This is a genomic window from Pseudomonas sp. NFPP28 (genome assembly GCF_900115535.1).
GTDB lineage: Bacteria > Pseudomonadota > Gammaproteobacteria > Pseudomonadales > Pseudomonadaceae > Aquipseudomonas > Aquipseudomonas extremorientalis.
The window spans coordinates 371,983-383,739 of record NZ_FOWT01000001.1; the positions used below are offsets into that span (position 1 = coordinate 371,983).

Here is an 11,757-nt window from a genome sequence, read left to right on the forward strand (position 1 = left end):
GCTGATAGGGCATGATTTCGCCCGGCAACACGGGACTTTCCCCACAAAAATATAAGTGCGCGCCCCCCTTCCCAACGGCCATGGCACGGATAGAATGGCGAGCCTTCCGTAGCATCCCCAACCTACTTTTCTTATTGATGACGCCCATGTCCGAAGCCAGTCCGTGTCTGAATTGCGGTGCCTGCTGTTCACACTTTCGTGTGTCTTTCTTCTGGGGTGAGTGCGCCTCGTCGGGGGGCACGGTGCCCGATGACCTGGTGGTGCAGATCAACCCGACCCGCGTTGCAATGATCGGCACCGACCAGAAACCCGCGCGCTGCTGCAGCCTTGAGGGCGAAGTGGGCCAGGGCACCCGTTGCACGATCTACGAACAGCGCTCAAGCGTGTGCCGCGAGTTCGAGTCCTCGTGGTACGAGGGCGTGCACAACGCCGATTGTGATGCAGCCCGTGCCGCCTTTGGCCTGGCACCGCTGGAACAGCCTTTGGAACTGGCGTTGCCGATCAGCGCTTAGCATCAAACGCTATGGACGGCATGCCAAAATCGTAGCAAAGCAAAATGCCATTACTCCTTGCGCATTCTCCTATGCTTCTATACTCGACCTCATAGGTCATCGCCTCAGGCAGTGACGTGACTCTATGACGGGACATGCTATGGAATGGCTAGGTCTGCATTTTTTTACCGAGCTTCCAGAGAGCGGGCACTTATTACTCAATTGCAGTCATAACCCCTTCCTGGTGCTGCTCGCCTATCTGGTCGCTTGCGCGGCCGGCTTCGGTACGCTGGACATGGCCGAACGTGTCGGCCATGTCGAGGACGCTACCGCCAGACGTCATTGGCGCTGGCTCGGCGCCGGTTGCCTGGCAGGCGGGATCTGGTCCACCCATTTCATCAGCATGCTGGCCTTCCAGGCCCCCATCGCAATCCACTACGAATTATTGATGACGTTTGCTTCGCTGTTGATTGCGTTGGTCGCCTCGTTGTTCGCCATGCAAACCCTCAGTCATTCCAACCTGCGTTTCCACCAGTACCTGCTGGCGTCGGTGTGGATGGGCATCGGCATCGCATTGATGCACTACGTCGGCATGTCTGCCATGCGCTCACAGGCCCAGGTCTATTTCGAGTCCGGACTGTTCATGGCCTCGGTGGGCATCGCCATCGGTGCCAGCCTGTCTGCGCTGTTGCTGTCGAGCTACCTGCGTACCGGCGCCGGTGTGTTCCATCAACTGCTCAAGTACGCTGCCAGCCTGGTACTCGGCGCCGGGATCCTGAGTATGCACTTTACCGGCATGGCGGCCATGCAACTCATCGTTCCCACCGGGGCCGACCTTTCGTTACCCCTGGATAACAACCCCATTCAACTGGGCCTGTCGGTGGCCGTCATCACCCTGCTGGTGATCGGCAGCAGCATCAGCGCCGCCCTGGCGGACAAGAAACTGCAGCACAAGGAACGCGACCTGCGGCGGGTCAACGCCCTGCTCAGCGAACTGGACCAGGCCCGAGCATCGCTGCAACAGGTGGCGCATTACGACGCCCTCACCAGCCTGCTCAATCGCCGCGGCTTCAACCAGATCTTTGCGGAGAAGCTCGCCGAAAAAACCGCGTCCAACGGCATGATGGCGGTGATCTTCCTCGATATCGACCACTTCAAGCGCATCAATGACAGCCTCGGGCATGACGCCGGCGACCAGTTGCTCACCGTGCTGGCCGGGCATATCAAGGGTTCGGTACGCAGCCACGCGGATGTAGTGGCGCGCTTTGGCGGCGATGAATTCTGCATCCTGATCAGCATCCACCACCGCGACGAAGCGCGGCACCTGGCCCAACGCATCATGCAGCAGATGAAAGAACCCATCGAACTGGCCGGCCGGCGCATGGTGATGACCACCAGTATTGGCATCAGCCTGTTCCCCGACGATGGCCTGACCTGCGAAGAGCTGCTGAAAACCGCCGACCTGGCGCTGTACCAGTCCAAGGACGCCGGGCGTAACAACCTGAATTTCTTCAGTTCAAACCTGAAGACCCGCGCGTTCCTCGAACTGCAACTGGAGGAAGAACTGCGCAGCGCCCTGCGCACCCGCAACCAACTGGTGTTGTTCTATCAACCGATCTTTGACATGAAACTCGGCAAGGTCACACGCCTGGAAGCCTTGGTGCGCTGGCAACATCCCCAGCATGGGTTGCTGGCGCCGGACCGGTTTATCGGTATCGCAGAAAGCAACGGGCTGATTGCCGAACTGGACCACTGGGTATTGCGCCAGGCCTGTCATGACCTGAGCCTGCTGTCTGACCGGGGCTACACCGATCTGACCATGGCGGTGAACTGCTCGGCCCTGAACCTGGCCCGTGACGAGCTGGCGGACGAAATCGAAGACGCCTTGCGCTTCAGTGGCATCGGCGCGAACCGCCTGGAACTGGAAGTCACCGAAAATGCACTGATGGGCAACATCAGCAGTACCCTGGCGTTACTGCGGCAAATCCGCGCGCTGGGCGTATCGCTGGCCATCGACGACTTTGGTACCGGCTACTCTTCCCTTGCCTACCTCAAGCGCCTGCCACTCAACACGTTGAAGATCGACCGCTCGTTTATCCAGGATATTCCCAGGTCCACCGCCGATATCGAGATTGTCCAGGCGGTTATCGGCATGGCCCATACCCTGCACCTGGAAGTCGTGACCGAAGGCGTGGAAACCCAGGCCCAGTTCGAGGTGCTGCTCAAGCATGGCTGCGATTTCGTCCAGGGTTACCTGCTGAGCCCGGCGGTGCCGGCCAGTGACATCGTTGGTGTGATGCAAGGCATCAACATGCGTAACCCGCTACACACAACCAGTACGCTGGCCGCCAAAGACATCAGTGCACCAAAGGAACCTGCCCCGGGTCGCGGTGGGTCCACGTCCATCGTCAGGCCAATTCGCTGACGCCGAATCTTTGGCATTTCGCCATCATTTGCCTAAAGAACTCCGACGAACGGCCGATTCACCAGAGTCCGGCCGTGTTTTCCCTGAAATCACAGGGGTAAAACCCAATCGTCCAGGACAAGGACGCACTGCAAAGTCGCGAACACCCATTCCGTGATGGCCCCTTGATCTGTTTCAGCCATCCGCCCAGGCACATGGCGCACAATGACTTCTAAAAATAACTCTGCCACCGTGGTATCCGACGTATTGCTCCCAGCTCCTGCGGACACACCCCCAGGTTCAAAGTCATTGAGCACCGCCCGCCCGCTGGCCACCCAGCAATACCTGTACTTCACCGAAACCAATACCGACCGCATCCTCGACAACCTCGACGGCCTGCGCGACATGGTGTTCCCGCGCCCGCCCCACCTGGAAGGCGACAGCGACCCGCGCAACGAACAGGAATTCCCCTCGGTATGCCTGATCGGCCTGGGCCGCTGCGGTTCGAACATCGCGCTGGACGTAGCGGAACTGGTGTACAACGCGCGCAAGTTCTACCTGAACGAATTCAGCAATGAAGATAAGTCACAGGACAAGGGTTACAGCCCGGCCCAGTGGATCCGCAACAACCTGCGCCTGGGCAGCGGCAAGGCCAGCAAACCGGTATTCCTCGTCGAGCCGCTGGTGATGCTGGGCGACCTGGACAAGGACATCGCCGGACGTATCCGCTTCTCGCGCAAGGGCGAGAAAAGCGGTTTCCTGCGCGACTACAGCAAGATGAAAATCATGGACCTGTCGGAAGTCCATGCTGGCGGCGCCGGTAACGCGCCAATCCTCGGCCAGTACCTGGCCAAGATCATCCTGAACAAAGACACCCAGCGTTTTTCCAGCCCCGACTGGAAGATGATCCACTCGTACCTGATCGACTCCTGCGGTATCAAGGCCAACCAGTCGCGCCTGTACTTCTCGATCTTCAGCGCCGGCGGCGGCACGGGTTCAGGCATGGCCTCGGAATTCGGCCTGGCCCAGCAACACTCGTACATGAACAAGACCTTCGACACCAAGCCCGCCGATGAGCACGACAGCAAAAGCGGTCACGCCTTTGTGTTCGAGCCGATCTTCACCAGCGGCATCTGCGTGCTGCCGAACATTTCCGACCACCGCAGCGAAATGTCCGAGGCGCTGCACATCAACGCCGGGCGACTGCTGTGCAAATACCTGTCGGAAGAATGGGATTTCTCGTACAACTTCGCCAATGAAGACAGCAGCGAAGCCAGCGTGAAGGGACGGATCCGGCCGTGGAACGCGATGATGCTGATCTCCAATGACATCATGCGTTATGCCGAAGAAAGCGATGACGGCAATATCCAGAACATTGACGTCAATGCCATGGAAAAACACGCCAACCAGTATATTTCACAGCAGATCTTCAACATCCTCACCGCCCAGGCCGTGACCACCGACTACGACCAGAACTACTTCCGGCGCGCTGGCATCGACATCGGCGAAACCATTCGCCTGGATGCCAACGACCTGTTCATGAGCCTGGCCGGCCCGGTGGCGATTGCCTACGCCGAGTCCGTGGTCCCGGAAACCCCGGCGCCGTCGAACGACAAGTTCAAGGTGTTCGAGAAAGAGCCGCAGCGCCTGAACATCGACGATCTGTTCTTCCGTTCCATCGACCTGCCGCACTTCAACAAGGTCACCCAGGCCATCGAAGGCATCAGCCTGTTGCCGATCGAATCCAAGCGCTACAAGGCGTCCCTGGAACAGTACAAGAACTCTGGCTACGACGCCGCCGCGCTGCATGACCTGCACTTCTTCAAGAACTGCTCGTCGGTGGTCTCGATTGTGTCGCTGCCCAAGGACTACAAGCTGTCCTACATGGACCTGAATCGGCTCAAGACCCACCTCAACAGCCTGTTCCCCAACACCACGCTCAAGCGCTACGCCCTGGTGATCGGCGCCTCGGCCAACCTGTCGCTGACCACCCTGATCGCCAAGAGCCCGTGCCTGTCGGATGACTTCCTCACATTGATCGTGGCCTTCATCAAACGCTGTTTTGCGCGCAACCCGTACCGCTTCGATGACACGCTGGATAACTCGATCCTGGACTTCATCATCCACGAGGACTTCGACGAAGATCGTATCGACGAGTTGCTCAACGAGTTCGAGAACCCGGCGAAGATCCTCGATACCAACTGGTACGCGATCAAGCCGATGTATGAGAAGAAGTACCGCGAGCTGATCAACGACAAGGAGAAGTTCGTGTCGATCAATGACATTCGCCTGTCACGGGATTGCGTGAAGAAGGCGATCAAGTACCTGCGTGAGATCTACCGCCACCGAATTGGCAAGACCAAAGTTATCTCCTTGAACAACCATACCGGCAAGACGGCTTAGACCGAGGCGCGCCCATCGCAGGCAAGCCAGCTCCCACACTTGGAATGCATTTCAAATGTGGGAGCTGGCTTGCCTGCGATGACGGCCTGTATTGCAAAAAAATGTATAGCCTTGCCACACCACGAAACAATTCTGCAGCCGTTTAGCCACCCGCCCAACTGTTCCCGTGACGCGCACGTCACCCTCGGCTGTGACCTTTCTCTACGGCAAGATGCCATCACCGCCTCAGCGGTTACTCCGCTACACACTTACCGCGGCAAAAAAGACGCACCTTTTTCGTGCGGGCTTTTATTGCGCCGCCCTTTCCTGGATCAGAATCCACGGCGAAACCACCACCGCCCACAGGCTCGGATCGCGCTCCACCAGGTCCAGCGCCCGCGTCGCAGACACTTCGCCAAGGCTCCCCGCAGCCAGCCACCCGGCGACTTTGTCGCGGTTATCCTCGGCCATGCCTTCGGCCGCTTCGATCAAATCCAGGCCAGCGTCGACCCACAATAGGGCACCCTTGGCAAAGAACGGCTCAAGCTCCTTCCAGGAAATTTCGGCAGTTTCACCGAGCAGCTTGGCATAGAGGGTGCTAGGTTCTTGCGTCATGGGAGTTCACCTGAATAAAAAATCGGCGCAATCATAACGTCGAGCGTCAGGCAGAAAAACCCAGTTGCAAATGCGTCATCGATTGAAAGGGTCAGGAAAGCCAAGGATTGCCCGGAACTCTGGCATCACCCCGCCGCAATTCTGTCTTTTTCTTTCATTTAAGCGACATACCCGGGTTTTGCCCCCAGCAGCCAGCTTTTCAAGCGATCAACCGGCGCTCTACACTGTACCGGTACAGTTGCCAGGGCACTGCCGGGGGGATATCCGAGATATCTGATCCGGTTCTGCAGCTCACAAGGCCGCTAGAACTATAAAAAATACAACAGTAAGAGTGGAGCACTATGAATAAGGCTACTAAGCAGATTTCCAAACTGTTTGCCGCTATGGTCCTGGCTGGGGTTGCCGGCCATTCGTTCGCAGCCGACACCATCAAGATCGGTATCGCAGGTCCTAAAACCGGTCCTGTGACGCAATACGGCGACATGCAATTCATGGGTGCCAAGCAAGCCATCGCCGACATCAACGCCAAGGGCGGCGTCGACGGCAAAATGCTTGAAGCCAAGGAGTACGACGACGCTTGCGATCCTAAACAAGCCGTTGCCGTGGCCAACAAAGTGGTCAACGACGGCGTCAAGTTCGTGGTCGGCCACCTCTGCTCCAGCTCCACTCAGCCAGCCTCCGACATCTATGAAGACGAAGGCGTGATCATGATCACCCCGGCTGCCACCAGCCCGGAAATCACTTCCCGTGGTTACAAACTGGTCTTCCGCACCATCGGCCTGGACAGCGCCCAAGGCCCTGCGGCCGGTAACTACATCGCCGACCACGTGAAGCCAAAAGTCGTTGCGGTCATTCACGACAAACAGCAGTACGGTGAAGGCATCGCCACCGCCGTTAAACAGACCCTCGAGAAGAAAGGCGTGAAAGTTGCCCTATTCGAAGGCATCAACGCCGGCGACAAAGACTTCGGTTCGCTCATTCAGAAGCTCAAGCAAGCCAACGTCGACTTCGTCTACTACGGCGGCTACCACCCTGAGCTGGGCCTGATCCTGCGCCAAGCCAAGGAAAAAGGCGTGAACGCCAAGTTCATGGGCCCGGAAGGTGTCGGCAACGACTCCATCTCGCAAATCGCCCAGAACGCTTCCGAGGGCCTGCTGGTTACCCTGCCGAAGTCGTTCGACACCGATCCGGCCAACAAGGCCATCGTTGAAGAGTTCACCAAGAACAAGCAGGACCCTACCGGTCCGTTCGTGTTCCCGGCCTACTCGGCTGTTGAAGTCATCGCCGGCGGTATCGCTGCCGCGAAGTCCGAAGACACCGCCAAAGTGGCTGCGGCCATCCACGCTGGCACCTTCAAGACCCCAACCGGCGACCTGAGCTTCGACGCCAAGGGCGACCTGAAGGACTTCAAGTTCGTGGTCTACGAATGGCACTTCGGTAAACCAAAAACCGAAGTTTCCCCTCAGTAAGCCAGGCGTTACTGGTCCAACAAGCCCACTGTGAGAGCAGTGGGCTTTGTTTTACGAGGTTTATGGGCCTGACACCCGCGATCCGGGCGCTGGCTCACCTGAAAATCTTAAAACCGTCACCAGCGGTTCGCTGGCAAACGCTTTGTGCAAATGTGCTCACAGAACACAGCACGGGGCCGGAACATGACTCCACCAGTGAAATGCGTATCGGGTTTTTAGGAGCGCTGTAATGCCTGAGATCTATCATTTTTTCCAAACGCTGGTTAACGGCATGACCGTTGGCAGCACCTATGCCTTGATAGCCATTGGCTACACAATGGTTTACGGCATCATTGGAATGATTAACTTCGCCCATGGCGAGGTGTACATGATTGGCTCCTACGTGGCCTTCATCGCCCTTGCCGGGCTGGCCATGCTGGGTATCCACTCCCTGCCGCTGTTGATGACCGCTGCGTTCCTTGCATCGATCGTCGTGACCAGTGCCTATGGCTACAGTATCGAGCGTGTTGCCTACCGTCCCTTGCGTGGCAGCAACCGTTTGATCCCGCTGATTTCCGCCATCGGCATGTCGATTTTCCTGCAGAACACTGTACTGCTGTCCCAGGACTCCAAGGACAAGTCCATTCCCAACCTGATTCCGGGGAGCTTCTCCTTCGGCCCGGGTGGCGCACAAGAAGTGCTGGTTTCGTACATGCAGGTCCTGGTCTTCGTCGTCACCCTGGTGGCGATGCTGGGCCTGACCCTGTTCATCTCCCGCTCCCGTCTGGGGCGTGCCTGCCGGGCCTGCGCCGAAGACATCAAGATGGCCAACCTGTTGGGCATCAACACCAACAACATCATTGCCCTGACCTTCGTGATCGGTGCTGCGCTGGCCGCCGTCGCGGCGGTGCTGCTGAGCATGCAGTACGGCGTGATCAACCCCAACGCCGGTTTCCTGGTAGGCCTAAAGGCTTTCACTGCGGCGGTATTGGGCGGCATCGGCAGTATCCCGGGCGCGATGCTCGGTGGCCTGGTGCTGGGTGTGGCTGAAGCCTTTGGTGCCGATATCTTCGGTGACCAATACAAGGACGTCGTGGCGTTCGGCCTGTTGGTTCTGGTGCTGTTGTTCCGTCCGACCGGCATCCTGGGCCGTCCGGAGGTTGAGAAAGTATGAGCAGATATCTTAAATCGGCGTTTTTCAGCGCCTTGCTGGTATGGGCCGTGGCCTTCCCGGTACTCGGCCTCAAGCTGAGCATTGTCGGCATCAACCTTGAAGTGCATGGCACAGGGCCCGTCACCCTGACCGTCATCGCCCTGTGTTCGGTGCTGATGTTCCTGCGCGTGTTGTTCAGCGATCAGTTCAATGCCTTGCTCAAGAGCAACCGTGGTCCGTTGGTATCGCCCAAGGTCAGCCAATTCCTGACCCTGCCGCGCACCCAACGCTACATCATCATTGCCCTGATCATCGCCGCGTTGATCTGGCCGTTCTTCGGCTCGCGCGGTGCGGTCGACATCGCCACCCTGATCCTTATCTACGTGTTGCTGGGCCTGGGCCTGAACATCGTGGTGGGCCTGGCCGGCCTGCTCGACCTGGGTTACGTGGGCTTCTATGCCGTGGGTGCCTACACCTATGCGCTGCTCTCACATTACCTGGGCTGGAGCTTCTGGATCTGCCTGCCACTGGCTGGCATGGCGGCGGCGACGTTCGGCTTCCTGCTGGGCTTTCCGGTGCTGCGCCTGCGCGGTGACTACCTGGCGATCGTGACCCTGGGCTTCGGTGAAATCATCCGCCTGTTCCTGCGTAACCTCACCGATATCACCGGTGGCCCCAACGGCATCAGCAGCATCCCCAAGCCAACGTTCTTCGGGCTGTCGTTCGACCGTTCCGCCGCTGAAGGCATGCAGACGTTCCACGAGTACTTCGGGATCGACTACAACCCGGTGAGCAAAGTGGTGTTCCTGTACCTGGTGGCGCTGCTGCTGGCACTGGCCGCCCTGTTCGTGATCAACCGCCTGCTGCGCATGCCCATCGGCCGTGCATGGGAAGCGCTGCGCGAAGATGAGATCGCCTGCCGCGCACTGGGCCTGAACCCGACCATCATCAAGCTCTCCGCCTTTACCCTGGGCGCTGCGTTCGCCGGTTTCGCCGGCAGCTTCTTCGCCGCGCGCCAAGGCCTGGTGACCCCGGAGTCGTTCACCTTTATCGAGTCGGCGATCATCCTCGCCATCGTGGTACTGGGGGGCATGGGCTCGCAACTGGGCGTGATCCTCGCGGCGATCGTGATGATCCTGCTACCGGAAATGATGCGTGAGTTCAGCGAATACCGCATGTTGATGTTCGGCGCCATGATGGTGCTGATGATGATCTGGCGTCCTCAAGGTTTGCTCCCGATGCAACGCCCACACATGGAGCTGCGCAAATGAGCCGCGAGATCCTGAAAGTTGAAAACTTGAGCATGCGCTTCGGCGGCTTGCTGGCGGTCAACGGCGTGGCCCTGACCGTGAAAGAGAAACAAGTGGTCGCGCTCATCGGCCCCAACGGGGCCGGCAAGACCACGGTGTTCAACTGCCTCACCGGCTTCTACAAGCCGAGCGGTGGCAGCATCCTGCTGGACGGTCAGCCGATCCAGGGCCTGGCCGGTCACGAGATCGCCCGCAAGGGCGTGGTGCGGACCTTCCAGAACGTGCGCTTGTTCAAGGACATGACGGCGGTCGAGAACCTGTTGATCGCCCAGCACCGTCACCTGAACACCAACTTCTTTGCGGGACTGTTCAAGACCCCGGCGTTCCGCAAGAGCGAGCGCGAGGCCATGGAATACGCCGAGTACTGGCTGGAAAAGGTCAACCTCACCGAGTTTGCCAACCGCCCTGCTGGCACCCTGGCCTACGGTCAGCAACGTCGCCTGGAAATCGCCCGCTGCATGATGACCCGTCCGCGGATCCTGATGCTCGACGAACCGGCCGCCGGCCTGAACCCCAAGGAAACCGAAGACCTCAAGGCGCTGATCAGCGTGTTGCGTGAAGAAAACAACGCCACGGTGTTGTTGATCGAACACGACATGAAGCTGGTCATGAGCATTTCCGACCACATCGTGGTGATCAACCAGGGCACGCCTTTGGCCGACGGGACACCGGAGCAGATCCGCGACAATCCTGAAGTGATCAAAGCCTATTTGGGGGAAGCGTAAAATGCTGCAATTCGAAAACGTTTCCACTTTCTACGGCAAGATCCAGGCCCTGCACAGCGTCAACGTGGAAGTGCGCCAAGGTGAGATCGTCACGCTGATCGGTGCCAACGGCGCCGGCAAGTCGACCTTGCTGATGACCTTGTGCGGATCGCCCCAGGCCCATAGCGGCAGCATCCGCTACATGGGTGAAGAGCTGGTGGGGCAGCAGTCGTCCCACATCATGCGCAAAAGCATTGCGGTAGTGCCGGAAGGCCGACGCGTGTTCTCGCGCCTGACGGTCGAAGAAAACCTCGCCATGGGCGGCTTCTTCACCGACAAGGGCGACTACCAGGAGCAGATGGACAAGGTGCTGCACCTGTTCCCTCGGCTCAAGGAACGCTTCAGCCAGCGCGGCGGCACCATGTCCGGCGGCGAGCAGCAAATGCTCGCCATCGGCCGGGCGCTGATGAGCAAGCCCAAGCTGTTGCTGCTGGACGAACCTTCCCTGGGCCTGGCGCCGATCATCATCCAGCAGATCTTCGACATCATCGAACAACTGCGCAAGGACGGTGTGACGGTGTTCCTGGTGGAACAGAACGCCAACCAGGCCTTGAAGATTGCTGACCGCGCCTATGTGCTGGAAAACGGCCGGGTGGTGATGCAGGGCACGGGCGAGCAGTTGCTGACCGATCCGAAGGTACGTGAAGCGTACTTGGGCGGGTAATCGTTCTGCTCCTGAAAACGGCCTTTACAGGCCGTTTTTTTATGGGTGCTAGAACGGTCATCTCGACACAACAGTTCAATTTCCTACAAAAATAAAAGAAATTTCAAAACCGTCTGTAACGTACGAATCTCGACGTTCTCTAGTAGGTTAAGCATGCATCATCGCTTCCTTGACTCACCTTATCAAACTGGAGAAACACCATGAAAACTTCGAACCGTTCCCTGTCTGCAGCTTCCCTGATCCTGGCCTTGGGTTCTGCCCTGAGCCTATCCACTCTGACCACCACCGCCCATGCTGCCGACGACATGCAAAAATGCTACGGCGTCGCGGAAGCCGGCAAGAACGATTGCGCTGCAGGCGCCGGCACTTCCTGCGCCGGTACTTCGAAAGTCAAAGACCAGGCCAACGCCTGGAAGCTGGTTCCTGCCGGCACTTGCCTCAAAACCCCGAGCTCCACCTCGCCGACCGGTTACGGCCAGGAAGCGGCATTCACCGCCAAATCCTGATCCCTCGCAAAACCTGAGTA

10 protein-coding genes are annotated in these 11,757 nt (G+C 58.6%); 9 read left to right on the plus strand and 1 reads right to left on the minus strand.

The features are described 5' to 3' along the window. The first annotated feature begins 146 nt into the window (after positions 1-146). From BM110_RS01840 to BM110_RS01850, 3 genes are all read left to right on the plus strand, one after another. On the plus strand, positions 147-512 hold the full coding sequence (locus tag BM110_RS01840) for a YkgJ family cysteine cluster protein (RefSeq protein WP_071488855.1): 366 nt from the start codon (positions 147-149) through the stop codon (positions 510-512). 139 nt (positions 513-651) lie between these two features. Then, positions 652-2,916, plus strand: a complete 2,265-nt coding sequence (locus BM110_RS01845) for a putative bifunctional diguanylate cyclase/phosphodiesterase (protein WP_093512166.1) — start codon at positions 652-654, stop codon at positions 2,914-2,916. A 204-nt stretch (positions 2,917-3,120) separates the two neighbouring features. After that, positions 3,121-5,298: a hypothetical protein gene (locus tag BM110_RS01850; protein WP_071488853.1), complete on the plus strand. Its 2,178-nt coding sequence runs from the start codon at positions 3,121-3,123 to the stop codon at positions 5,296-5,298. 288 nt (positions 5,299-5,586) lie between these two features. Here BM110_RS01850 and BM110_RS01855 read toward each other — a convergent pair whose 3' ends face one another. Further along, a complete protein-coding gene (locus BM110_RS01855; protein ID WP_092241248.1) occupies positions 5,587-5,892 on the minus strand; it encodes a DUF2288 domain-containing protein in 306 nt (101 codons plus the stop codon). A gap of 341 nt (positions 5,893-6,233) precedes the next feature. Here BM110_RS01855 and BM110_RS01860 point away from each other — a divergent pair, with 341 nt between their 5' ends. From BM110_RS01860 to BM110_RS01885, 6 genes are all read left to right on the plus strand, one after another. Continuing rightward, the gene (locus BM110_RS01860) at positions 6,234-7,361 is read left to right on the plus strand and encodes a branched-chain amino acid ABC transporter substrate-binding protein (protein ID WP_058425228.1); all 1,128 of its coding nucleotides are present in this window, start codon (positions 6,234-6,236) and stop codon (positions 7,359-7,361) included. A gap of 229 nt (positions 7,362-7,590) precedes the next feature. Next, complete coding sequence (livH, locus tag BM110_RS01865; protein ID WP_071488852.1) at positions 7,591-8,514, plus strand: high-affinity branched-chain amino acid ABC transporter permease LivH; 924 nt, start codon at positions 7,591-7,593, stop codon at positions 8,512-8,514. Then, entirely contained in the window at positions 8,511-9,764 is a 1,254-nt protein-coding gene (locus tag BM110_RS01870) for a high-affinity branched-chain amino acid ABC transporter permease LivM (RefSeq protein WP_058425230.1), read from the plus strand. Before livH ends, BM110_RS01870 begins: the two co-directional genes overlap by 4 nt. Then, the gene (gene livG, locus BM110_RS01875) at positions 9,761-10,528 is read left to right on the plus strand and encodes a high-affinity branched-chain amino acid ABC transporter ATP-binding protein LivG (RefSeq protein WP_093512168.1); all 768 of its coding nucleotides are present in this window, start codon (positions 9,761-9,763) and stop codon (positions 10,526-10,528) included. Before BM110_RS01870 ends, livG begins: the two co-directional genes overlap by 4 nt. 1 nt (position 10,529) lies before the next feature. After that, entirely contained in the window at positions 10,530-11,231 is a 702-nt protein-coding gene (locus BM110_RS01880) for an ABC transporter ATP-binding protein (RefSeq protein WP_017844798.1), read from the plus strand. Between the two features lie 200 nt (positions 11,232-11,431). After that, on the plus strand, positions 11,432-11,737 hold the full coding sequence (locus tag BM110_RS01885; RefSeq protein WP_092241246.1) for a BufA1 family periplasmic bufferin-type metallophore: 306 nt from the start codon (positions 11,432-11,434) through the stop codon (positions 11,735-11,737). Positions 11,738-11,757 lie beyond the last annotated feature (20 nt).

Excerpts from the sequence above, each read along its gene's own strand:
- BM110_RS01850 (WP_071488853.1), top strand. The coding sequence starts at position 3,121 with ATGACTTCTAAAAATAACTCTGCCACCGTGGTATCCGACGTATTGCTC.
- BM110_RS01855 (WP_092241248.1), bottom strand. The coding sequence starts at position 5,892 with ATGACGCAAGAACCTAGCACCCTCTATGCCAAGCTGCTCGGTGAAACT.
- BM110_RS01845 (WP_093512166.1), top strand. The coding sequence starts at position 652 with ATGGAATGGCTAGGTCTGCATTTTTTTACCGAGCTTCCAGAGAGCGGG.
- BM110_RS01885 (WP_092241246.1), top strand. The coding sequence starts at position 11,432 with ATGAAAACTTCGAACCGTTCCCTGTCTGCAGCTTCCCTGATCCTGGCC.
- BM110_RS01880 (WP_017844798.1), top strand. The coding sequence starts at position 10,530 with ATGCTGCAATTCGAAAACGTTTCCACTTTCTACGGCAAGATCCAGGCC.
- BM110_RS01860 (WP_058425228.1), top strand. The coding sequence starts at position 6,234 with ATGAATAAGGCTACTAAGCAGATTTCCAAACTGTTTGCCGCTATGGTC.
- livG (WP_093512168.1), top strand. The coding sequence starts at position 9,761 with ATGAGCCGCGAGATCCTGAAAGTTGAAAACTTGAGCATGCGCTTCGGC.
- livH (WP_071488852.1), top strand. The coding sequence starts at position 7,591 with ATGCCTGAGATCTATCATTTTTTCCAAACGCTGGTTAACGGCATGACC.
- BM110_RS01840 (WP_071488855.1), top strand. The coding sequence starts at position 147 with ATGTCCGAAGCCAGTCCGTGTCTGAATTGCGGTGCCTGCTGTTCACAC.
- BM110_RS01870 (WP_058425230.1), top strand. The coding sequence starts at position 8,511 with ATGAGCAGATATCTTAAATCGGCGTTTTTCAGCGCCTTGCTGGTATGG.